Genomic DNA, 24202 nt, shown 5'->3' with positions numbered 1-24202 from the left:
CTCCTCTAACTATAAGAAATAACGTTGAATATCATTCCAAGTAACTAAAATCATGATAATTAAGACGAATACTGCGCCAATAGCTAACATCACAGTTTCTGCTTTTTTGTTTAACGGTTTTCTGAAAATCGCTTCATAAATTACGAATAGAATACGTCCACCATCTAAAGCAGGAATAGGTAATAAGTTCATTAAACCTAAGTTGATGCTTAACGTTGCTGTCATATAGACAATATTTACAATTCCTGTCTTAACAACAGAGTCGACATGATGGTAAATACCCACAGGACCATTAAGCATATCGAGTGAGAACTGACCAGTGAAAATACTTGCAATCATGCCAACAATCGCAGTGAAAATTACTTTTCCAGCTTGAATTGTATTTTCAACTCCAGCTACTAACGGTTTAAATACAGTATGTTCTCTTTCTGGTGCTACACCTAATTGATAAATAGTTTGTTTAGTTAATTTTGTCTGTTGAATGGTTTGTTTTTTCGGCGTTATTTTAAACGTTTTTTCATGTCCGTCACGTTTAACAGTGACTTGAGTAGGATTGTCTTTTATCTTATCTGTTGCTGATCGTAAAGATTTTTGGTCAGTAACTTTATAATCTCCTACTTTAACAATCTTATCTCCTGAATGTAATCCTGCTTTCTCAGCTGGACTATCTTTTGCCACATCTGATATACCATTTGTCGGCGTACCTTGATAGTATGCTAAACCGATAAATAACACGAGTGTGAGTAAGAAGTTGAATAATGGACCGGCAATCAACGCTAAGAATTTCTGATATGGTTTCTTGTATGTAAATTGACGGTGCTTAGGTGCAATTTGAACTAAGCTTCCATTTTCTACGAAGAATGCTTTGTCAGCAATATTGAAATGATGACGTTCTTCATCGTAGGCTGTGATACCTTCAATAAATAAGCCTTCCTTAAAGTCACATTTCTTTACTTCAATCGCTTCAATTTGTTGGAATTTATGATGATCGTCTAGAATAATATGCGTAATTTCATCATTTTTATTCAATTTAATCTTTACATGCATACCTGGTTGAACAGGCGGTTCTTCTAAACCATCTCCTGCCATTCTGACATATCCGCCTACAGGTAACAGACGAATCGTATATAGCGTTTCATTTTTACGGAAACTAAGAATCTTGGGTCCCATACCGATCGCAAATTCTGGACACATAATGCCTGCGCGTTTAGCGAAGAACATATGGCCATATTCGTGTACGGTAACGAGGACGCCAAAGACGATAATAAAAGCAATGATTGTTACGAGATAACTCAAATCCATACACCTCATAATATATTTTATGCTATGTGAGAACGTGTATCTACTTCATCCTCTCACATAGTCGACCATTGTGAAATTACTTGAGACTCTTTAAATTATAAAAGTATTCACAGTAACTGTCTACTCGCAAATCATGAGACCTTTTAAAAATAAAAATCGAATGGGAGTAAGACGGAAATCTTTAAATTATTTCAACGTCTCACCCCCACTAAGCTGGTCTCATAACATGATTAGTTAACTTCTCTCAATTAAACTTGTATCAATAAAATATTTAATAGTGGCAAGACAAACATGAAACTGTCAAAGCGATCAAGTATGCCACCATGTCCCGGTAAGATGCGGCCTGAATCTTTCACACCAAAGTGTCGTTTGAAGCCTGATTCGACTAAGTCGCCGAGTTGACCAAACATACTCAAGATCACTGTGAAAATTAACAGCAACCAGATAGGGATGTTGAAGCCAACAAAGATGATCATGACGAGTGGTACGATTAAACTACAGATTAACCCGCCAATAAAGCCTTCAATCGTCTTATTCGGACTAATGACTGGCCACAATTTATGCTTACCTATCATTCTACCAAAGAGATAAGCGCCTGTATCAGTCAACCACACGACAAGGAAAGCAAACAATATGTAATGTAATCCTTCAGCACGTGTTGTGTAGAGATACATAAAGCCGATACCTACATAAGCAATAGACATCAGACAGAATGCTGCGTCCATAAAGCTAAAGCGGTTCTTAGATAGCACTGTATAGCTTAATAGCACAAAACTGAGTGCGATCAAAGCTTTCAATTGCACTTGATCTACCCAATGCCCCGCGTTCTGTGGCAGCATGATGATTACTAAACCTAATGCACTGATGATGCCAGGTATAGAGAGAAAGCGAATCATATTCATATTTAAGATTTCCTTTAGTGCGATAAAAGCAAGTAAATATGAAAAAAGCATTAAGATCATTCCGCCCTTAAGTAAGATTGGGAGGAAGATAATCAACGCGATAATTGCAGTTAATGTTCTTACTTTCATATTGGACTCCTAACTATCACAAACCACCAAACCGACGTTGGCGATTTTGATAAATTTTTAGACATTTAAGTAATTCTTCACTATCGAAGTCAGGCCATAGCTTTTCATTAAAAATAAATTCGCTATAAGACAGTTGCCAAATCAAGAAGTTGCTAATACGTTGTTCTCCAGAAGTTCGAATGAGTAACTCCGGATCTGGATAGGGTTGTGTCATGAAGTGAGAAGATAATACTTCTTCATCAACGTCATCTATTGACAGTTCATTTGCTTCTAGACGACGATACAGAGATTTCACACCATCAACAATTTCTGCTCGGCCACCATAGTTCATTGCAAAGATGAGTTTCAGACCCGTATTATGTTTCGTCTCCTCTTTAGCTTTGTTGATAGCTTTCACTGTCGATTGTGGCAAATCGTCAATAAAGCCTATGGTTTCAACTTTTACATTTTTCTCTATCAACTCTGGTAAAAATGTCTTAAGGAAGTTGACGGGCAAACTCATAATATACTTCACTTCATTCTCTGGACGCGTCCAATTCTCAGTTGAAAATGCATAAAGTGTTAAGTATTCAATACCTAAATTACTCGCTTCCTTTGTAATCTTCTTCACAGTTTGCATGCCTTGGTAATGCCCTTTAATTCGTGGGAGCTTACGTTGCTTCGCCCAACGCCCATTACCATCCATAATAATAGCGACATGCTGCGGTATGTTATGTAAATCTAATTCCTGTTGATCTAAATTAGATTGCGATTGTTTTTTATTTCTAGACTTTTTAAACATCGTATTTCCTCCGAGCACTCTCATCTCTGTTTAGCATAATGATTTGTGTCTACATTTAACTCTCATTTTATCATACTAACTGTTGTGATTGAATATACAAAGAAAAAAACTGTACCAAAGTATGATTTGATACAGTTCGTTAGTCTGTCATGTGTCATCACTCTACATCATTCATTAGCGAAAGCATTCTAAATGGGTGAGCGACTTATAGGACAGAAGTGTATTATACAGACATAATGTCTTCTTCTTTATCGTCTACAAGTTGGTCAATTTCTTTAATTGAGTCATCTGTAGCTTTTTGAACATTATCTGTTTGAGTTTTTAAGTCGTCTTCAGTTAATTCGCCATCTTTTTCTTGTTTTTTCAATGTATCATTGACATCACGACGAATGTTACGCACTGAAACTTTTGCATTTTCACCGATCTTCTTAACTTCTTTGAAAAGTTCTTTACGGCGTTCTTCTGTTAAAGCAGGAACTGTGATTCGAATCACTTCGCCGTCACTTGTAGGATTAACACCTAAGTTAGCAGCGTTGATTGCTTTCTCGATATCTTCTACAGAACCTTTGTCATAAGGTGAGATGACTAATAGTCTTGCTTCAGGAACGTTGATACTTGCAAGTTGTTGAATAGGTGTTGGCGCACCGTAATAATCTACAGTTACACCGTTGAGCAAGTTAGAGTTTGCTCGACCTGCACTAATGTTTGCTAATTCTCTTGAAAGGCTATCGATTGATTTCTTCATTCTCGCCTTCGTATCTTTAATTATGTCACTCATGAATATACACCTCGAATTATTTAGTAATTAATGTTCCGATTTCTTCGCCTAATACAGCACGTTTAATGTTGCCTTCTTCCATTATAGAGAATACATTTAATGGAATATTGTTGTCCATACAGAAGGATGATGCTGTAGAGTCCATAACTTGTAAACCTTCTTGCAACATTTGAATATGAGTTAAATGATCATATTTCTTCGCATTTGGATCTTGTTTAGGATCTGCTGAGTAGACACCGTCGACGTTATTTTTACCCATAAGGATAACGTCAGCTTCTACTTCAGCTGCTCTTAATGCAGCCGTTGTGTCTGTAGAGAAGTAAGGGTTACCAATGCCTGCCGCAAAGATAACGACGCGTTTCTTCTCTAAATGTCTAATCGCTCTACGACGGATGTAAGGTTCAGCGACCTGTTTCATTTCAATAGAAGTTAAGACTCTCGTATCGCAGTCTAATTGTTCAAGACTGTCTTGTAAAGCTAAGGCATTCATTACTGTAGCTAACATACCCATGTAGTCAGCTGTACCGCGATCCATACCTAAATCGCTTCCTGTCTTACCGCGCCAAATATTTCCACCACCGACGATTACGGCGATTTCACAATCCATCTTCGCAACTTCAGCTACTTGTTGAGCTACGCTTTTGATGATGATTGGATTGATTCCGAATCCGTCATCTCCAGCTAATGCTTCACCACTTAATTTAAGAACAACACGTTTGTATTTAGATGTTTGAGCCATTATATTATCCTCTCATCTCAATTTTATGTACTTTTTAGGTTGGAGGCAAGCGCTCGCACTCTGCGTCGCATCATGTTGCTGCTTGCTCATTTACGCGGAGTAAAATCTCTGCGCTTCAACACTTCTTCTCCTTGATTGACAAGCGCTTTCTCTCAACCTACTTGTCATCTCGGAGGCAAGCGCTCGCAGTCTACATTAAACGCTTTAGCACGTAACTAACAACACAAAGCAATGCTAGCGCTCCACTCACTCCAACCTATTTCCTTTATTAACTTCTGACGTTCTATTACAGAAATAAGAACAAAATATTGTCAATGATACAAGTAAAGAAGACACAGGTAGTCTTCCTATATAAAAGATGTCTTTCATACGGGAATACAAAGGTGTCTTCTTCCTTGTACAAATCTATGAAATATTATTTCATTTGCCCTTTAACTTCATCAGCAAAGTTTTCTTCACGTTTTTCCATACCTTCGCCTACTTCATAGCGTACGAAGTCAACAAGTTTTCCACCTTTAGATTTGAGGTAAGATTCAACTGTTTGATCTGGATCTTTAACGAAGTCTTGGTCAACAGCACAAATTTCTTGTAAGTATTTGCGCATACGACCTTCAACCATTTTTTCAACGATTTTTTCTGGTTTACCTTCGTTTAACGCTTGTTGTTTTAATACTTCTTTTTCATGAGATAATTCTTCTTCGCTTACTTGGTCAGAAGAAACGTATTTAGGATTGATAGCAGCGATGTGCATAGCTACGTCTTTAGCAGCTTCTTCGTCAGTTGTACCTTCAACTACTGAAAGCACACCAATACGGCCACCCATGTGAAGGTAAGCACCGAATGCATCATTGTCAGATTTAGATCTGATAGCGAAACGACGGATGCTTAATTTTTCACCGATAGTAGCGATCGCTTCTTTCATACGTCCATCTACAGTGTCGCCACTTGGTAATTTAGATTCGTTTAATTCTTCTACAGATGAAGCTTTAGTTTCTAACGCTTGGTTAGCAATTTCTTTAACTAACTCTTGGAAACCTTCGTTACGTGCAACGAAGTCAGTCTCTGAGTTAATTTCAAGGATAACAGCGTCGTTACCTTTAGTTTCAACGTGTACTAAACCTTCTGCAGCGATACGATCTGCTTTTTTAGCTGCTTTAGCGATACCATTTTCACGTAGGTAGTCAACAGCTTTGTCGATGTCGCCGTCAGTTTCAGTTAACGCTTTTTTACAGTCCATCATACCAGCGCCAGTTTTTTCGCGTAATTCTTTAACAAGTTTAGCTGAAATTGCCATTTATTATTCCTCCAATATTGTTACTTTAATATATTTTATTTTAAAAAAAGGTGATAAGCCTGATTATCTTATCACCCATTTTACATTATGCTTACTTAGATTCAACAGAAGTGCTTTCTTCAGTTGAGTCAGCATTTTGAGTATCTTCATTTGATTTAGATTCTTCTAAGTCAATGTTTTGCTCAGCTGCTACTTCATCATTAGATACACCTTGTTGACCTTCAAGTACTGCATTTGCCATCTTACCAGTTAATAATTTAACGGCACGGATAGCGTCATCGTTCGCTGGGATAACGTAATCGATTTCGTCAGGATCACAGTTAGTATCCACAATTGCAACGATAGGGATATTTAGTTTACGGGCCTCCGCGATAGCGTTGCGCTCTTTACGAGGGTCAACAACGAATAATGCATCAGGCATAGATTTCATATCGCGAATACCGCCTAAGAATTTGATTAAGCGGTTGTATTCTTTTTTAAGTTCAACAACTTCTTTTTTAGGAAGAACTTCAAATAAGCCGTCTTCTTCCATTTTTTCGATTTCAGAAATACGTTTGATACGTTTAGAAATTGTTTTATAGTTAGTTAAGATTCCACCTAACCATCTTTGGTTAACGTAGAATTGACCAGCACGTTCGGCTTCGTTCTTAACTGATTCTTGCGCTTGTTTCTTAGTACCTACGAATAGGACTTTACCGCCATCTTCAGATAATTTTTTAACGAAGTTGTATGCTTCTTCAACTTTCTTAACTGTTTTTTGTAAGTCGATAATGTAGATACCATTACGTTCAGTAAAAATGTATCGTTTCATCTTAGGGTTCCAACGGCGAGTTTGGTGACCGAAGTGAACACCTGCTTCAAGTAATTGTTTCATAGAAATTACTGCCATGATATAAATCCTCCTAATGGTTATTTACCTCCACAAATCGCTCATATAAACACGTCGAAGTTCATCGACGCACCCTTTATACTTCCGCAATTTGTGTGTGTATTGGCTTCTTAGCCGTCATTTAATATACCATAAAAGTTCTGTTAAAGCAATAGGTTGAAATCAAGTACGTAAAACACTCATAAAAAGAGCGGAACAGTAATCTAAATGATTCACTGCTCCACTTCTAAGGGGAATGATACGGCTCTGAATAACTCATAGCCTTTCAGCTCCAAACATCTATTGTATAGGCTGGAAAGAAAGATTATTGTTAACTCCTTCTATATTTCAAACGAGAGAACTTTCGCACACTCTAACCACCTATACTATTCTAGATAAGCTCATTATTTAACTATTTTAAACGTTCAAGTTCATCTAAGAATTTAGCTTTCTTAACCTTGATAAATGTACCTTTCATACCAAGTGAACGAGACTCGATTACACCGGCACTTTCAAGTTTACGTAAAGCGTTTACGATAACTGAACGTGTAATACCTACGCGATCAGCAACTTTTGAAGCGATGAGTAAACCTTCTTGACCGCCAAGTTCTTCAAAGATATGTTCAATCGCTTCACTTTCTGAGTAAGATAGTGAGTTAATAGCCATGTTGATTGCTGCTTTATCACGTGCTTCTTGTTCAACTTCGTTATGTTTCTCACGAAGAATTTCCATACCGATAACTGTTGCAGCATACTCACCTAATACAAGGTCATTTTCAGAGAAATCATCGTGTACACGGCCAAGTACGAGTGTACCTAAACGTTCACCACCGCCTAAGATTGGGAAGATTGTCGTTCTACTGTCTTCGAATAAATCTTTATTTTCAGGTGGGAATACAGATAATACATCATCAATATCAATGTTTGATCTCGTTTCTTTCACGTCCATTAATTTTTCAGTATATTCAGTTGGAATATGACGTGTTTCCAACATTTGAATGATACGATCATTTTTCAATAATTCATTGAGGTTAGATCCTAAGATTTTACCTTTACGAGATACGATAAATACGTTTGTAATCGTTACGTTACTAATCGTTTGTGCTACATCTTTAAAGTTTACGGCGATACCTTTATGTTTTTGTAGTAAAGTGTTTAACTCTCTAGTTTTTGATAATAAGCTCATATTTCTTCTCCTTTTTCCTTTATATTATAAGATAAATGCACTTAAATCTTTGTTTGTTGAAATAGACTTCAACTTATCATCAACATATTGCGGGGTAATATCGACTTCTGCATGAGGCATGCTTGGCGCCTCGAATGATAAATCTTCTAACATTTTTTCTAATATCGTGTGTAAACGACGTGCACCGATATTATCTGTGTCTTGGTTAACTTGATGAGCAATTTCAGCTAAGCGGTGTATTGCTTCATCTGAGAAGTTGACCGTTACTTCTTCAGTGTCGAGCAACGCCTCATATTGTTTAATGAGTGAAAGTCTTGGTTCTTTGAGAATACGTTCGAAATCTTCTACAGATAGACTTTCGAGTTCGACACGGATTGGGAAACGACCTTGTAACTCAGGAATGAGGTCGCTAGGTTTAGAAACGTGGAAAGCACCAGCGCCTATAAATAGCATATGTTCAGTACTTACACTACCATATTTCGTTTGAATGACGCTACCTTCAAGGATAGGCAGGATATCACGTTGCACACCTTGGCGTGAAACGTCTTGACCAGAGTTCTGATTACCCGTTGCAACCTTATCAATTTCGTCGATAAAGATAATCCCCATTTGTTCAGCAAGTTCAATGGCTTCTTGGTTGGCTGTTTCTTGGTCAATGAGTTGATCTGCGTAGTCATCCACGAGAATCTTACGCGCGGTCTTCACAGGTAATTCACGTTCAACTTTCTTCTTAGGCATGAGTTGATTCATCATATCTTGCATTTGCTGATTCTGATTAGTACCTAACATACCCATAGCTGCTGGATCTTGTTCGACTTTGATACGCACTTTCTCGTCTTCTAGTTCTCCTGCTAAAAGCTGTTTCTTAATCTCAGAACGTTTCGTCTTCACTTCTTCGTTAGGTGCTTCTTCATCTTCGTCATCGTTATTCTGACCGAAATTAGGAATCGCGCCACCAAAGAGTGATTCTAGCGGATTATTACCATTAGATTGACTCGCTTTCTTCTTCATGCTAGGAACGAGTAACTTAACTAGTTTATCGTTCGCTTTCGCTGTTGCTTCATCGTTCACGAGTGCTTTCTTCTGATCTTTAACGAGACGTACTGCAACGTCAACTAAATCTCTAACCATACTTTCAACGTCTCGGCCTACATAGCCCACTTCAGTAAATTTCGTTGCTTCTACTTTGATAAATGGCGCACCAACAATCTTGGCCATACGACGTGCGATTTCTGTCTTTCCTACACCAGTCGGACCAATCATCAAGATATTCTTTGGTGCAATTTCTTGTTTCTCTTCTTCGCTGAGCAGACTACGGCGATAACGATTGCGAAGCGCTATGGCTACTTTTCTCTTGGCATCATCTTGGCCTACGATATATTCATTTAGCTTTGAGACAATATCTTTAGGCGTTAATTTAATGCTATTCGCTTCCATCTAAGCTTCCTCCATATTCATATTAAATCATTGAGTTACAGTAGCTAATATAGATAATTTTGTTATCAAAACTGCCTAGCATAATTACTATAACTTATTTTTATTATCAATGTATATACTTTTTAAAAAATTCTTCCTTTTCAACTAAAGTTCTTCGACGACAATTTGATCATTCGTAAATACGCAAATATCTGAGGCCACGCGTAAACTTTCATAAGCCATATCTTTTGCTGACATATCTTGCGCGTGACGTTTTAATGCACGACCTGCACTTAAAGCGTAGTTACCGCCAGAACCTATAGCGATGAGATCATCGTCAGGCGCAATCACTTCGCCAGTACCGCTCACGACAAGAATATTCTCTTTGTCCATTACGATGAGCATCGCTTCGAGCTGACGTAACTGTTTGTCGCCTCGCCATTCTTGTGCAAGTTCTACAGCAGCACGCTCAAGGTTACCACTAAATTGTTGCAGTTTCGTTTCAAACTTTTCAAATAGAGTAAATGCGTCAGCCACACTTCCAGCAAAGCCCGCCAAGACTTTACCATCGTACAAAGTGCGCACTTTACGCGCAGTCTGTTTCATAATGACTTGATTGCCTAATGTTACCTGTCCATCACCAGCCATTGCAGAATGACCGTTATGTTGGATAGCAAATATCGTCGTCGCATGAATTGATGTACTCATATCATCTCTTCTCCTTCTTTGCACGTGGATGTGCGTTTAAATAAACTTTTCTCAATTGATCATTGGATACGTGGGTATACCTACCAGTCGTCGATAAGTTAACATGACCGAGCAACGCTTGTACAGTACGCAAGTCCGCACCCTCATTAAGCATGTGTGTAGCGAAAGTATGTCTTAATTTGTGAGGATGAATGTCCGTTACACCAGAGGTACGTTTTACGACATCATTGAGTACGTATCGAACGCCGCGCTCGGTAATTGGATCACCTTGCATATTCACGATGAGAAATTCGTGACTCGCATGTTGTAGAGGCTGGAACTCCTCAAGATATTGTTGAATGCGTTGCTTACAGAACTCACCAAATGGAATAAAGCGTTCTTTATTACCTTTACCTAATACTTTCACACCTGGTAGATTAAGATCTAAATCTGTACGCTTAATATGCACAAGTTCAGATACCCTCATCCCCGTCGCATAAAGCAACTCTAGTATGACACTATCTCTGAGACCTTTCTTCTTATCTTGGCTCACAGTTTGGAACATCGCTTCCATCTCTTCGTTATAGAAGAACTGTGGTAAATACTGTTCTTTCTTAGGGTGGACGAGTTGTATAAAAGGATTGACTACACTTTCATCTTGAGTCATCCAATATTCATAAAAGCTTCGTAAAGTGGAAATTTTTCGTGATACTGTCGTTCTTTTTAATCCTTGTTCATAGAGATAACTTAAGTAATTGCGAGCATCTTTGTATTGAAAGGTAGCGAGATTCAACAACTCTTGTTCTAAAAAGCCATTAAACTGTTCTAAATCTTCTTTGTAAGATAACACTGTATATTCAGAGTATTGTCGTTCGACCTTTAACATATACAAATAATCTCGTTGGATTTTCTCCAAATAAAATCCCTCCATCAATATGAATTGTAGCATATTGATAGAAGGAACTGCGATCAATAACCATCAAAAATGGTCATATTTTCGAAATTTTCTAAAGAGTATAGCTTACTTTCCTAAACTAACGTTTTTTTAAAGTTCTCCAAGTAATCTAAAGCTCTTTCAGCATAAGTCATATTACGTTCTTTTTTATTTTTAATCTTTTTATCTAAGGAAGGTAAGACACCAAAGTTAGCATTCATAGGTTGGAAGTTCTTATCATTCTTCGCATGTGAAATGTAGTATGCCATGCTACCAATCATTGTTTCACGTGGGAAGATGACTTCACCTTTGCCGTTGATCTTATGTGCAAGATTGATACCTGAAACAAGTCCACTTGCAGCACTTTCGACATAACCTTCCACACCTGTCATTTGACCAGCAAAGTAAACGTTAGGATGAGTAATCAATTCATATTTCTGATTAAGCACATCAGGTGAATTGATAAAAGTATTACGGTGCATCACGCCATAACGAACGATGTCTACATTCTCTAATCCTGGAATCAAGCGCACGATTTCTTTCTGAGCGCCCCATTTAAGATGTGTTTGGAAGCCAACGATATTATAAAGCGTGCCTGCTGCATCATCTTGTCTCAATTGCACAACTGCATAGGGTGTTTCGCCTGTCTTAGGATCTTCTAAGCCCACAGGTTTCATCGGACCGAAGAGTAACGTTTTGCGACCTCTACCAGCCATAACTTCAAATGGCATGCAACCTTCGAAATACTTTTCTTTTTCAAACTCATTAACCGGTGCAACTTCCGCTTCTAACAACGCATCGTAGAAACGATTGAACTCTTCTTCAGTCATCGGGCAGTTTAAATATGCTGCTTCACCTTTATCGTAACGAGACTTGAGATAAACTTTATCCATGTCAATACTGTCTTTCTCAACAATAGGCGCAGCTGCATCATAGAAATAGAGTTGATCTCGACCTGTAATGTCTACGATTTCTTGAGCAAGATGATCAGTAGTTAAAGGCCCAGTTGCGATAATCGTATAGCCTTCTGGAATTGAATTCACTTCTTCATTAAGAACAGTGATGTTCGGATGATTCTTCAACGTATCTGTAATATAACCTGAGAAATCGTGACGATCGACAGCAAGCGCACCTCCTGCTGGTACACGCGCATGATCTGCAGCTTGAATAATAAGTGAATCCAAACGGCGCATTTCTTCTTTCAACACACCCACTGCATTCGTGAGATCGTTACCGCGCAATGAGTTGGAACATACGAGTTCAGCAAACTTATCAGTATGGTGAGCAGGCGTTTGTTTCACTGGTCGCATCTCAATCAAGTTAACCTTCACACCACGTTCCGCTAACTGATAAGCAGCTTCAGATCCAGCCAAGCCAGCTCCCACGACATTAACCGTTTCAGTCATTTAATTACCTCCCTTAGTCGTTCATTATGTATTAAAATGTATATTACAATGCTCAAATTTAAGGTTTATCTCTCCACTTGACATGAGCTTCAAAAGGATAAAAAGAGCAACTGAAGACTATTAAGAGCGTATAGTTACAACTAATAATAGTAATCAGTCGCTGATAGTGACTCACGCCACAAAGTATAACAAGAAATAAGCTAGAAAATATACACTTGTAACAAATTCGTCATTATTTATCGTAATAAAGTGAGCCGATCGTTATTTTTGAACTTCTTCTTTATAATCACAGTTTGAACAAATAACTTGGCTAGATTGACCTTTCTTATGATTGACAAGATAATGGTCACACTTAGGACAGTTACGTCCAACCGGTTTATCCCATGTTACGAAGTCACAGTCTGGATAATTTGAACAGCCATAGAAAATACGGTTCTTCTTAGATTTACGTTCGATGACTTCGCCGTCTTTACATTTCGGACAATCGACACCAATCTTCTTAACAATCGCTTTCGTATTACGGCAATCTGGGAAATTAGAGCAAGCCATAAACTTACCATAGCGTCCCATCTTAATAACCATTGGTGCGCCACAAACTTCACAATCTTCACCAGCTGGCTCATCTTTGATTTCTATCTTTTCCATTTCTTCTTCAGCACGTTGAACATCTTGTTCAAAGCTAGAATAGAAATCATCGATAACTTTGTGCCAATCGATTTCACCTTCCGCAATTTTATCGAGTAATGTTTCCATATTAGCTGTGAAGTCAACATCGATAATTTCAGGGAAGTAATCTTTTACCTGTTCGTAAACAATTTCACCTAACTCCGTTGGTACGAAACGCTTGCTTTCATTCTTCACATAATTCCGCTTTTGAATTGTATCAATTGTTGGCGCGTATGTTGACGGGCGTCCAATCTTCAATTCTTCTAACGTTTTAACTAAACGCGCTTCTGTATAACGCGGAGGTGGTTGCGTAAAGTGTTGAGATGGATCAATCTTTGTTGCTGTCACCATCTCTCCTTCTTTAATAACAGGTAATTTGTTATTTTTATTCTCGTCTTTATCATCTTTCGCTTCGACGTATACAGACATAAAGCCTTTGAATTTAACTGTTTGACCGTTAGCACGGAACTTCACATCGTTCTGAGTTAAATCCATAGCCACTGTGTCTAAGATGGCAGCAGCCATTTGACTCGCTACAAAACGTTCCCATACTAATTTATAGAGTCTGTATTGATCTCTAGAAAGATAAGGTTTCATGTCAGATGGCGTACGATATACACTCGTCGGTCTTACCGCTTCGTGCGCATCTTGATCCCCTTGACCTTTAGATTGACGGTACGCAGTATAATCCTTACCGTATTCAGACTCAATATAAGATTTCGCTTCTGCTTGTGCTTGATTTGAAATACGTGTAGAGTCTGTACGCATATAAGTAATCAAACCAACCGTACCTTGTTTCTTCAGGTCGATACCTTCGTATAGTTGTTGCGCTACCATCATCGTCTTACGCGCTTTAAAGTTAAGTTTACGCGCAGCTTCTTGTTGCAGCGTAGATGTAGTAAAAGGTTTCGCAGGATGACGTTTCTTTTCTTTCTTTGTAACTTTAGTCACTTCAAATTGGTCACTGTCTAGTTGTTTCGTGATATATTCGACGTCGTCTTTCTTCTCCAATTTGTATGGTTTATCCTTCAAATGTAAGAAACGTGCAGTAAACTTAGAACGTTTGTAACGGAATTCGCCTTCAATCTTCCAGTACTCTTCTGGTTTAAAGTTTCTGATTTCATTCTCTCTGTCTATCACTAAACGTAAAGCTACCGTTTGAACGCGTCCTGCTGATAAGCCTTTCTTAACTTTCTTCCACAATACTGGAGAAATATTGTAACCCACTAAACGGTCGAGTATACGGCGTGCTTGTTGTGCATCCACGAGATTCATCTCTATGCCACGTGGATGTTTAAAGCTGTCTTTGACCGCCTCTTTTGTAATTTCATTAAATACGACTCTTGTCTTCCCATCATCTTCAATTTCTAATATATGATCTAAATGCCACGCAATAGCCTCTCCTTCACGGTCAGGGTCACTTGCTAAATAAACGTGTTTCGCTTTTTTAGCATGACGCTTCAAGTCTTTGACTACAGGGCCTTTACCGCGAATCGTAATATATTTCGGTTCATAATTATTTTCATAATCGACACCCATTTGACTACGAGGCAAGTCACGTACGTGCCCCATTGATGCGATTACTTTATACTTTTTACCTAAATATTTTTCTATTGTTTTAGCTTTTGCGGGCGATTCAACTATGACTAGATTTTCTGCCAAAGTGATACCCCCTTGAATTAACTAATTCAAAGGTAAATGATAAACGGTTTATTTTGTTTTTGTCAATGTTTTTAAATTATTTGTTCCGACTTTCTACCATTATAAGTGTGGTTTTTAACTAAACGATACTTAGTATTCTTAAATGAAGTAACCTAATATATTTCGAAATCTGAAATAATGTCGCTCGGTTCTAAAACAATTTTTGCACCATCTTGTGCACTCAGCATATTTCCTCTTGTCATAGGATTAAAGATAGACCCAGGCAGAATATATACCTCACGATTCTGTTCAAGCGCAGCAGTAGTAGTGATATGCGTACCACTATTCTGCTCAGCTTCAGTGACAAATATGCCTTGAGATAAGCCACTAATCAAGCGATTACGTTGTGGAAAGTAATAACGCTGTGGTCGTGTATCTGGAACATATTCGCTTATTGTCAGGCCTTGATGTTCAAGTAAATCACGCGTATTCTGCGTCTCATATGGATAATGCGCAAGATGTCCAAATCCAAGCACACCTATCGAAGACATATTGTATCTTAGAGATAATCGATGAGCGACGTGGTCAGCTCCTTTAGCTAACCCGGAAACAATCGTTAAATCTGCTCTATCAAAGTGAGGAAAGAATGACTCTAGTGTTTGTGTAGTATAATATGTAGCTGAGCGTGAACCGATAATCGCTAATTTACGAGGACGATTTAGCATATGCAAGTTACCTCGGTAAAAAAGGACATATGGAGGATCATAAATTTCCTTTAGTAATTGAGGATATTCATCATCTTCAATTGATAATACATTAACTTGCCATTCAGCTAATTTACTAAACATATAATCTTCTGTGAGCCTTATATAGTTCGCTTTATACTCTTCTTTATAGGAACGTTTCGAAAGGACCTGTTCTTCATTTAATAGAGTGAGCTGCTCCTGGAAGGAAAGTTGGGGGAAATCAGGATATGCTGCTAATAGTTGTTTAATCATGGATGTAGTGAATCCCGCGAAGCGGAGTTGTAAATAAGTGTGTTCTATGGTCGTAACCTCCTCTTTCTTAACATTATAACTTATTTCCCAAGAGAATAGTGTGTCAATTTGATTTCAAATTTAATCTCAAACTTAACCTAATTGTTAAAAGTAAAGTTCAACTTTTAATATACCAAGGAACTGTCAAAAAATTTATTAAAAAACTGAAGAACGTCCACATGCAATGTAAACGACCTTTCTATTATTAATTCGTGCCTCGAACATAAAGTTAATTCTATTCTTCGCTAAAATTTAAGTTAACATAATAATTCTAACGTCATTCATAACTGATAATCATTATTTTCTTTTTAAACGTTAAAAAGCTCGACTTCTCTCGAAAGAGTAAGCCGAGCTTGAAACCTAACTATCATATTATTTGTTGATAGTTAATAACTCTTCATAAATACCTGCTTCTTTAGCAGCATCGATAAGTGTAGTACCGATTTCTGAAGGAGTGTCTGCAGTTTTAACACCACAAGAGTTAAGTGTTTTGATTTTTTCAGAAGCAGTACCTTTACCGCCTGAAATAATCGCACCTGCGTGACCCATACGTTTTCCTGGAGGTGCAGTTTGACCACCAACGAAGCCTACAACTGGTTTGTTCATGTTCTCTTTAATCCATTGTGCAGCTTCTTCTTCAGCAGTACCACCGATTTCACCAATCATAACGACTGCTTTAGTTTCATCGTCTTCATTAAATGCTTTTAACACGTCGATAAAGTTTGTACCGTTAACTGGGTCGCCACCGATACCTACTGCAGTTGTTTGACCAATACCTTCTTCAGTTAATTGGTGTACAGCTTCGTAAGTTAAAGTACCTGAACGAGATACAACACCTACGTGACCTTTTTTATGGATGTAACCAGGCATGATACCGATCTTACATTCGCCAGCAGTAATAACACCTGGACAGTTTGGTCCTACGATACGTGTTTTCTTACCTTGTGCATAGCGTTTAACTTTAACCATGTCGATAACTGGAATGTGCTCAGTGATACAGATAGCTAAGTCTAACTCAGCATCGATTGCTTCAAGAATAGAGTCAGCTGCGAAAGGTGCTGGTACATAGATAACTGATACAGTTGCACCAGTTTCTTCTTTCGCTTCTTCTACTGTATTGTATACAGGTACACCTTCAACGACTTGACCGCCTTTACCTGGCGTTACACCAGCGACGATTTGTGTACCATAGTCAAGCATTTGTTTAGTATGGAAAAGGGCAGTTGACCCTGTAATACCTTGAACCATTACTTTTGTGTTCTTATCAATAAATACGCTCATCTTAGCGCTCCCATCCTTTCCTTACGCTTCTTTTACATTATTAACGATTTTTTGTGCGCCTTCTGCCATAGTTGTTGCTGGTTCGATAGCTAAGCCAGAATTGTCTAAGATTTCTTTACCACGTTCAACGTTAGTACCTTCTAAACGTACAACTAATGGTAATGTTAATTCGACTTCTTTAACAGCTGCAACGATACCTTCAGCAATAACGTCACATTTCATGATTCCACCAAAGATGTTAACGAAGATACCTTTAACATTCTCGTCACCTAAGATGATCTTGAATGCTTCAGTAACTTTTTCTTTAGTAGCACCGCCACCAACGTCTAAGAAGTTAGCTGGACGTCCACCGAAGTGGTTGATTGTATCCATAGTTGCCATCGCTAAGCCGGCACCGTTAACCATACAACCAATGTCGCCATCTAAAGCGATGTAAGATAAATCGTATTTAGATGCTTCGATTTCTTTAGGATCTTCTTCTTCTAAGTCGCGTAATTCCATGATGTCTTTATGTCTAAATAATGCGTTATCGTCGAAGTTAAGTTTAGCATCAAGTGCTAATACGTCGCCGTCACCAGTAGTTACAAGTGGGTTAATTTCAACGATAGAGCAGTCTTTTTCGATAAATACATTGTAAAGTGCCATTAAGAATTTAGCAGCTTTACCGATTGATTCTTTAGGAATATTGATGTTGAAAGCAATTCTTCTTGCTTGGTAAGGCGCTAAGCCTACAACTGGATCGATTGTTTCTTTAAAGATCTTCTCTGGCGTTTCTGCTGCTACTTCTTCGATTTCAGTTCCGCCTTCTTCAGAAGCCATTAAAGTTACACGGTCAGTTGCGCGGTCGATTACGAAACCAACATAATATTCTTTCTGAATATCGCAACCTTCTTCAATGTAAAGACGTTTAACTTCTTTACCTTCAGGACCAGTTTGGTGCGTTACTAATTGCTTACCTAATAATTCTTTAGCGTAAGTTTCAACTTCGTCTAAAGATTTAGCAATCTTAACACCGCCTGCTTTACCTCTTCCCCCAGCGTGGATTTGAGCTTTAACTACATACACGTCTGAGTTAAGTTCCTTTGCTTTGTCAACTGCTTCTTCAGCAGTAAATGCTACGCGTCCTTCTGGGACAGCAACGCCCATAGAACGAAAAATTTCTTTACCTTGATACTCGTGGATATTCATTCTCCATCCTCCTGTTTCTTAGGTTAAGTTCATAGTCAATTATAAAAAATGTAAGCGCTATTGTAAACTGATTGAACACAGTATTTTAGAATTATTTTAATTTTATAAACTTGCGATCATGGATTTTATCGGTTCAAAAGACTTTCGATGCTCCGGCGTGACGCCTAATTGTTTCAACCCTTCTAAATGCGCTTTCGTACCATATCCGACGTTCTTACTAAACTCATATCCTGGATATTGTTCGTCTAACTCACGCATATAACGATCACGATATTCTTTAGCAAGAATACTTGCTGCAGCAATCGATACACTCTTCGCATCACCTTTAACTAACGATTGTTGTGGGATATCTAAAGGCAGTTTCATCGCATCAACTAGCATGTGGGTCGGACGAGTCTTTAACTGCTCTACAGCGCGCACCATCGCCATTTGCGTCGCCTGGTAGATGTTATACTTATCAATCTCATCCACCGTTGCTATTCCAAAGGCATAATCGGCAACGCCCTCTTTCAAGGCCGTTTCAAATGCTGCACGTTTCTTAGCGCTTAACTGCTTCGAATCGTTAATACCTACATAGTGATGTTGATCATTCAGTACCACCGCACATGTCACAACCGGACCTGCTAAAGGACCACGACCTACTTCATCTACACCGCAGATCACAGCCTGTGGCGCCTTTTCAAGAATATTACTCTCATAGAACGTCATATACTGATAACGTTCAACTTCTTCTAGAGCTTTAACGATTTGTTTATGTTGCTGCTTCAAAGCTTGTTGTACGCCTTTGCGCTCATCTGCATGCCATTCAGAGCGTTCTAACTCCTCGAGCGAGGTGATTTGAGCAATCTCTTCCTTCACTTCTTTAATTGTTCGCGTCATCTTTCATTCCTTCTATCTCTTTAACGATATCGAAAGTGTACGTGCCAATCTTGGCATTTCTGACATCGTTAATAATTAGTTCAATAACCGCTTCATAATCGACCTCATTCCCTTTTTGTAAAAGGCCTCGACGTCTTCCTATCGCATCAAACCATTCAAGCAGCTCAGCATCCGGATCAACTTCTACATTGTAATGATTACAAAGTCCTTCATAGTCGTGTTCGATCAAGAAATTCAATCCAAAGATCGCCACTTCATCTAAGTGAACGATACTGTCTTTAATCGCTCCAGTAATACTGAGTTTCTTACCCACTGTCTCATCCTCGAACTTCGGCCACAGAATCCCAGGGGTGTCGAGTAATTGCAACGCTTTACCAACTTTAATCCATTGCTGTTGTTTCGTTACTCCTGGCGTGTTTCCTGTCTTCGCTATCGACTTCTTCGCTAACTTGTTGATTAACGTGGACTTACCAACGTTAGGGATACCGACGATCATCGCTCGAATCGCACGTGGTTTCAACCCTTTTTCTTTCTCACGTTCGAACTTCTCTTTCGTAGCTTCAGTGGCGGCTTGTTCCACTTTTTTCAAACTTCGACCATGCTTGGCGTCTACCGCTACAGGATAGTAGCCTTGTGCTTTGAAATGTTCCTGCCATTTATCTAGCTCATTCAAGTTAGCCATATCTTTTTTGTTTAAAATGACTACACGCGGCTTATGTTGTACGACTTCATCAATCATAGGGTTACGAGAACTATATGGAATACGCGCGTCTACAAGTTCGAAGACGACATCCACCTTTTTCAACTGCTCAGAGACTTCGCGTTTCGCTTTCGCCATATGACCAGGATACCATTGTATGACCATGCTGCATTCACCTCTTTTAATAATTTAATTACTAGTTAAGACTTTATTATCATAACATGTTCAACGCAAAAAGAGGGAGTAAGACTTAACTCATCGCAATGATTCAAGTGTGTCTTACTCCCTAATAAAGGTTAGAATTTAAATGGATATTTCAACGCTCATCTTCCGTAGCGTGAAACTAGATTTAATCATTAAGTGAGTTGTGAGTATCTCAAATAATTACTCGTTAAGCTCACTGATTTCTTTAGCAATGTCTTCAGAAGCGACTAAACCACGGAATTTAGCCCATGTCTCACGATTAACAAAGTGCGCACGTGCTTTCTCAACTGCGTCTACATGAGACCATGCTTCACTATTTTGAAGTGCTTTCACTTCATCGCTATTTTCATCTTCAACCATGATGAATAAACGTTCAGGATTTACTTCTGATAATTGTTTATAATCTAATTCTAAGTAATCTGCACCCATGTACTCTGAAGAATTTTCTACAACATCTTTAGTTAGTGCAGGTTTAAAGCCAAGACTTTCTAAGAAACTGCCGACATACGTTTTAACTGAATGCGCTACAACACCGTCATTTGTTACGACGATTGGTAAAGTAGTTTGATCAGTATCTAAACTAATTTGATTTTTGTAGTCATTAATTTTTTCTTCATGTTGTTTCATAACTTCTTGCGCTTTGTCTTCTTTAGATACAGCTTTGCCGATAATCCGGAATGCATCTAAGTTTTCGTTGTAATTTGCGTCGAAACTTTTAACTAAGATGGTAGGTGCAATTTGAGTTAAATCATCATACATGTCTTTGTGTCTATCTTGATCAGCAATGATGAGTTGAGGTTCTGCTTTCTTAATGGCGTCGAAATCAGGGTTGAGTCTTTCACCTGCTGATACATAATCGCCGACTTGATTGCGAATTGGGTCGATGAGGTTTGCGCTATCACCATCATCAGCTACGCCTGTAACGTTAACGTCTAAAGCTACGAGTGCATCAACAAATGAATATTCTAGAGCTACTGCAGACTCAATTACTTCTGGAATTTGTGTCGTACCAGCTGCATGTTTAATTTCTGTAGTCATCATACATACCTCCTAAATAACTGCTTTCACTACTTATTTTGACGTTTTTTAAGTATTTAAACTTTCTTTTGCATAAAGAGTTGAAGATAAAATGAACGACTTTATGACTGAGACTTCAATTGCTTAACGCAAAATCGAATTTCAACCAAATATCTACCACACTTATAATGATATGAACTGACAATATACCTCTTGTTGCCTCCATTGTTATTTTCAAAAACACTTTTAGGTAGTTATGTTTACCTAAATGAGTCGTGGAATCAGCCATAAGATGCTAAAATGACAGTGCTATGTAAAAATTAAATTTGACGTTAGAGTGAGTTGAAGAACTTAACGTCAACGTTAAGAGGAATATTATGAAAGATAAATTAACACAACATCCTTTAATAAAATTATTATTCGTCATTGTGCTCAGCAGTATAGCAAGCTTAATCACTTTTAGTGGCTATATTTATCGCTACTTGGCGCAAGGTCTCGTGTTTAGTGGCAACGGAGATGGTTTTCGACAAATGATGCCTTTCCAAATGTACCTTTATGAACATTTCTCGAAAGGACACATGATGTACGATCACTCCTTTGGTTTAGGTGGCAATTATATTCAAGATTTATCCTATTACTATGCTTTGTCACCATTTACTTATTTACACTTTTTCGGAGTCTGGGTGGCAGAACATGTCTTTCACGCTAACCCGAGTGATATTGCATTCTGGCCCACGGATCAACTCGTCGTTGCTATTGTAAAGACTTCATTCATCTTTGTAGTGAGCTACTATACGTTCAGATATTTTAACATGAAACGCGTGCCCACAATGATTGCGACATTATTATATGGCGCATCAACGGTGACAATCGATTTTAACTTTACGTGGTCGTTCTATAGTGATTTATTAATTTTTCTACCATTATCTGTACTCGGCATTGAGCGTTTGTTCCAAGAACGCAAAGCAGGCTTATTTATTTTTGCGATCGCACTCACCTTATTTTCTAATTTTTACTTCAGTTACTATGAAATAATTATTATGTTGTGTTATTTTATCTATCGCACAATTTGGCCTTATCATGCTGATGTACTTTCAAGAATTCAGAAACTATGGATCATCGTCGGCAGTGTCCTGCTAGCAGCTATCAGTAGTTTATGGGGTTGGTATACAGGGGTAACGTCATTTCTCAATAACGATCGACAATCCAATCCACATTTCCATTTCGGCCCAATCATCGAGCCGATACGTCATTATCACATGTTCTCAAATGGGTTCTATATCACGCTCATATTGATTGTGGTTATGGCGTTGTTCTCATTTAAACTCTATCGCCATTATTTCTATCGTTTGACGGCGATTGCGACGTGGTTAATGTTACTCGGTTCACTCTCGCCTTATTTCGATAGTGCTTTCAATGGCTTTTCAACACCGGAACGTCGCTGGGTCTACATCTTGGCCTTTATATCTGCCCTACTCGTCGCACAATATATTCATTACTTTAGCGAGATTTCAATGACTAGCTTTCTGCTGAGTAGTATACCTGTGCTCATTCTCATGCTGCTAAAATGGATCGGGTATTTCGAGCTTGAAACGGGTTGGATGTATGTAAGCCTGTGTATCATTATCTTCTTAGGTTTAACGATACGCTTTACATCCCGGCGTCACACTGTGGCTTTTAAAATTATCTTAATGATTCTCATCATTTTGCAACAATGGATGATGATTCAAAACGCGTATACCAATAATATTAAAAAATACACAACAGATCGCTCTGAACTAAAATCTGATCATTATCGCAGTCCGAAAATGCAAGATAAAATTAATGATATTAATCATAAGCGGCAAAATGACATCTTTCATCGCATCGATTATATGTCTCAATACAACCTTAACTCAGCGATGGTTTATCACTATAATGGCATCGCGCTATATTCTAGCATCTTTGATGGACGTATTCTGGACTATTACGATCGTCAACTACAGATTAATATGCCGACTGACAAGAATAGTACGTATCGCTTACTCAACAATCGTACCAATTTAATGGCGTTATGGGACGTGCGTGATCGTATACGCACTTCTGAAGATCAACTCATGCCTTACGGTTTCAAACATTATCAGGACTTCGAAACCGAATCGCGTACGTTTGAACATTCAACTGCTGACTTTAACTATCCTGCTGCTCATTTAACGAAGAAAGTGTTTAAGCCAAGTCAATTGAAATCACCTTTAGATCGTGAACAAGCGTATTTAACTGGTGTTGTATTCTTAGATCACGATCAGAAGCCGACGAGTCATTTTACACCTAATCAGAATCTACTGAACTATGCTAAACCTGAGCTGAATCATGCGCGTCAAGGTAAAGAACATCAACTTAAAGTAGATAAAAATAGAGGCGGTATCACTTATCATCTACCCAAACACATAGCTGATCGCTATCAAGATTTATATGTCGAAATGGATGTTGAACTCCTGTCGCCGGACAAAGCACATCGCGTAGGTATAAACGAGTACAGTCAGAACCGTAATCCACTCACGTATAAATATCGCCGGTTTGTGACACCTGTGACGATGAAAGTGAAATCAGCGCAAGATTTACATTTACATCTCGCTAAAGGTACGTATCGTTATCGACTCAAGGGGATTTATGGAGAGGATTATCGTACATTGCAAGAAGCACATAAAGATGTGAAGCCTGTGAAAGTCAAGCAACATCATAATGGGTACACCATTACCAAGAATCGCGATGATGCGGGTTACATCGTCTTACCTATGGCTTACCGAGATGGCTTGCAAGCACATTCAAATGGTAAAAAAGTAGACGTCAAGCAAGGAAATGGAATAATGACTGTCTTGCCTACGTCAAAAGGACAACGTGAGATTACAGTAACTTACCACTACCCTCATCACTGGCTGCTTCTCAGTTTGAGTAGTATTGGAGTTGTACTGAGTGTCTTGTGGTGTTGGTGGTTGCGTAAGAAAAAGAAGAAGCTTTATGAGCAAGAGACTAAATACGTTGAGAAGGAGCTTTAGTTGAAGAAGACTTAAAGCGCTTTGAGTAGAAATACCGATCAACGTATTCTCAAATAAATGTCTGGGATTCGAGAGTTAAGCGATTTTTCGAGTCCCAGACTTTTTAAACACAAACAAGCTCGATTATCACAA

General features: G+C 38.4%; 20 protein-coding genes. 1 reads left to right on the top strand and 19 read right to left on the bottom strand.

All coding sequences use genetic code 11. The annotated features are described in order from the left end of the window. Positions 1-9 precede the first annotated feature (9 nt). The 19 genes from rseP to CD126_RS04745 form a co-directional block, all read right to left on the bottom strand. Positions 10-1296, bottom strand: a complete 1287-nt coding sequence (rseP, locus tag CD126_RS04835; RefSeq protein ID WP_049405497.1) for an RIP metalloprotease RseP — start codon at positions 1294-1296, stop codon at positions 10-12. A 254-nt stretch (positions 1297-1550) separates the two neighbouring features. After that, complete coding sequence (locus CD126_RS04830; RefSeq protein WP_002472459.1) at positions 1551-2333, bottom strand: phosphatidate cytidylyltransferase; 783 nt, start codon at positions 2331-2333, stop codon at positions 1551-1553. Between the two features lie 16 nt (positions 2334-2349). After that, entirely contained in the window at positions 2350-3114 is a 765-nt protein-coding gene (locus CD126_RS04825) for an isoprenyl transferase (RefSeq protein ID WP_049405478.1), read from the bottom strand. A 223-nt stretch (positions 3115-3337) separates the two neighbouring features. Then, complete coding sequence (gene frr / locus CD126_RS04820) at positions 3338-3892, bottom strand: ribosome recycling factor (RefSeq protein WP_002472430.1); 555 nt, start codon at positions 3890-3892, stop codon at positions 3338-3340. A gap of 16 nt (positions 3893-3908) precedes the next feature. Beyond that, positions 3909-4631: a UMP kinase gene (gene pyrH, locus CD126_RS04815; protein ID WP_002472442.1), complete on the bottom strand. Its 723-nt coding sequence runs from the start codon at positions 4629-4631 to the stop codon at positions 3909-3911. 415 nt (positions 4632-5046) lie between these two features. Then, a complete protein-coding gene (tsf, locus tag CD126_RS04810) occupies positions 5047-5925 on the bottom strand; it encodes a translation elongation factor Ts (RefSeq protein ID WP_002472415.1) in 879 nt (292 codons plus the stop codon). Between the two features lie 91 nt (positions 5926-6016). Continuing rightward, positions 6017-6814, bottom strand: coding sequence for a 30S ribosomal protein S2 (rpsB, locus tag CD126_RS04805; RefSeq protein ID WP_103370115.1), 798 nt, complete (start codon positions 6812-6814; stop codon positions 6017-6019). A gap of 391 nt (positions 6815-7205) precedes the next feature. Further along, a complete protein-coding gene (codY, locus tag CD126_RS04800) occupies positions 7206-7979 on the bottom strand; it encodes a GTP-sensing pleiotropic transcriptional regulator CodY (protein WP_002472443.1) in 774 nt (257 codons plus the stop codon). Between the two features lie 24 nt (positions 7980-8003). Next, positions 8004-9416 carry an ATP-dependent protease ATPase subunit HslU gene (hslU, locus tag CD126_RS04795; RefSeq protein ID WP_002472435.1) on the bottom strand — a complete coding sequence of 471 codons (1413 nt, stop codon included), beginning with the start codon at positions 9414-9416 and terminating at the stop codon, positions 8004-8006. A 144-nt stretch (positions 9417-9560) separates the two neighbouring features. Then, positions 9561-10103, bottom strand: a complete 543-nt coding sequence (gene hslV / locus CD126_RS04790; protein ID WP_002472456.1) for an ATP-dependent protease subunit HslV — start codon at positions 10101-10103, stop codon at positions 9561-9563. Between the two features lies 1 nt (position 10104). Then, entirely contained in the window at positions 10105-10998 is an 894-nt protein-coding gene (gene xerC, locus CD126_RS04785; RefSeq protein WP_049405480.1) for a tyrosine recombinase XerC, read from the bottom strand. Positions 10999-11111: 113 nt separating this feature from the next. Continuing rightward, entirely contained in the window at positions 11112-12422 is a 1311-nt protein-coding gene (gene trmFO, locus CD126_RS04780; protein ID WP_049405482.1) for an FADH(2)-oxidizing methylenetetrahydrofolate--tRNA-(uracil(54)-C(5))-methyltransferase TrmFO, read from the bottom strand. 261 nt (positions 12423-12683) lie between these two features. Beyond that, a complete protein-coding gene (gene topA, locus CD126_RS04775) occupies positions 12684-14756 on the bottom strand; it encodes a type I DNA topoisomerase (protein WP_198465123.1) in 2073 nt (690 codons plus the stop codon). A gap of 146 nt (positions 14757-14902) precedes the next feature. After that, a complete protein-coding gene (dprA, locus tag CD126_RS04770) occupies positions 14903-15727 on the bottom strand; it encodes a DNA-processing protein DprA (RefSeq protein WP_049405486.1) in 825 nt (274 codons plus the stop codon). A 411-nt stretch (positions 15728-16138) separates the two neighbouring features. Then, the gene (sucD, locus tag CD126_RS04765) at positions 16139-17047 is read right to left on the bottom strand and encodes a succinate--CoA ligase subunit alpha (RefSeq protein WP_103370113.1); all 909 of its coding nucleotides are present in this window, start codon (positions 17045-17047) and stop codon (positions 16139-16141) included. 21 nt (positions 17048-17068) lie between these two features. Then, positions 17069-18235, bottom strand: a complete 1167-nt coding sequence (sucC, locus tag CD126_RS04760) for an ADP-forming succinate--CoA ligase subunit beta (RefSeq protein WP_002472450.1) — start codon at positions 18233-18235, stop codon at positions 17069-17071. Between the two features lie 102 nt (positions 18236-18337). Continuing rightward, positions 18338-19114, bottom strand: coding sequence for a ribonuclease HII (locus tag CD126_RS04755; protein ID WP_103370112.1), 777 nt, complete (start codon positions 19112-19114; stop codon positions 18338-18340). Continuing rightward, entirely contained in the window at positions 19098-19979 is an 882-nt protein-coding gene (ylqF, locus tag CD126_RS04750) for a ribosome biogenesis GTPase YlqF (RefSeq protein ID WP_049405488.1), read from the bottom strand. Before ylqF ends, CD126_RS04755 begins: the two co-directional genes overlap by 17 nt. Before the next feature lie 219 nt (positions 19980-20198). Next, positions 20199-21056, bottom strand: a complete 858-nt coding sequence (locus tag CD126_RS04745; RefSeq protein ID WP_065428813.1) for an ABC transporter substrate-binding protein — start codon at positions 21054-21056, stop codon at positions 20199-20201. Positions 21057-21412: 356 nt separating this feature from the next. Between CD126_RS04745 and CD126_RS04740 the strand changes: the two genes are divergently transcribed. Beyond that, a complete protein-coding gene (locus CD126_RS04740; protein WP_049405491.1) occupies positions 21413-24070 on the top strand; it encodes a YfhO family protein in 2658 nt (885 codons plus the stop codon). Positions 24071-24202: the final 132 nt, after the last annotated feature.

Source organism: Staphylococcus pettenkoferi (genome assembly GCF_002902685.1).
In the GTDB taxonomy this organism is placed as follows: domain Bacteria; phylum Bacillota; class Bacilli; order Staphylococcales; family Staphylococcaceae; genus Staphylococcus; species Staphylococcus pettenkoferi.
The sequence above is the reverse complement of the archived record's forward strand: the minus strand, read 5'-3'. Positions and strand labels throughout refer to the sequence as shown.

Coding starts and splice junctions, on each gene's coding strand:
- dprA (WP_049405486.1), bottom strand. CDS start 15,727: ATGATTAAACAACTATTAGCAGCATATCCTGATTTCCCCCAACTTTCC.
- rpsB (WP_103370115.1), bottom strand. CDS start 6,814: ATGGCAGTAATTTCTATGAAACAATTACTTGAAGCAGGTGTTCACTTC.
- codY (WP_002472443.1), bottom strand. CDS start 7,979: ATGAGCTTATTATCAAAAACTAGAGAGTTAAACACTTTACTACAAAAA.
- CD126_RS04740 (WP_049405491.1), top strand. CDS start 21,413: ATGAAAGATAAATTAACACAACATCCTTTAATAAAATTATTATTCGTC.
- sucD (WP_103370113.1), bottom strand. CDS start 17,047: ATGAGCGTATTTATTGATAAGAACACAAAAGTAATGGTTCAAGGTATT.
- CD126_RS04830 (WP_002472459.1), bottom strand. CDS start 2,333: ATGAAAGTAAGAACATTAACTGCAATTATCGCGTTGATTATCTTCCTC.
- pyrH (WP_002472442.1), bottom strand. CDS start 4,631: ATGGCTCAAACATCTAAATACAAACGTGTTGTTCTTAAATTAAGTGGT.
- frr (WP_002472430.1), bottom strand. CDS start 3,892: ATGAGTGACATAATTAAAGATACGAAGGCGAGAATGAAGAAATCAATC.
- CD126_RS04755 (WP_103370112.1), bottom strand. CDS start 19,114: ATGACGCGAACAATTAAAGAAGTGAAGGAAGAGATTGCTCAAATCACC.
- trmFO (WP_049405482.1), bottom strand. CDS start 12,422: ATGACTGAAACGGTTAATGTCGTGGGAGCTGGCTTGGCTGGATCTGAA.
- hslU (WP_002472435.1), bottom strand. CDS start 9,416: ATGGAAGCGAATAGCATTAAATTAACGCCTAAAGATATTGTCTCAAAG.
- ylqF (WP_049405488.1), bottom strand. CDS start 19,979: ATGGTCATACAATGGTATCCTGGTCATATGGCGAAAGCGAAACGCGAA.
- sucC (WP_002472450.1), bottom strand. CDS start 18,235: ATGAATATCCACGAGTATCAAGGTAAAGAAATTTTTCGTTCTATGGGC.
- tsf (WP_002472415.1), bottom strand. CDS start 5,925: ATGGCAATTTCAGCTAAACTTGTTAAAGAATTACGCGAAAAAACTGGC.
- hslV (WP_002472456.1), bottom strand. CDS start 10,103: ATGAGTACATCAATTCATGCGACGACGATATTTGCTATCCAACATAAC.
- CD126_RS04825 (WP_049405478.1), bottom strand. CDS start 3,114: ATGTTTAAAAAGTCTAGAAATAAAAAACAATCGCAATCTAATTTAGAT.
- CD126_RS04745 (WP_065428813.1), bottom strand. CDS start 21,056: ATGACTACAGAAATTAAACATGCAGCTGGTACGACACAAATTCCAGAA.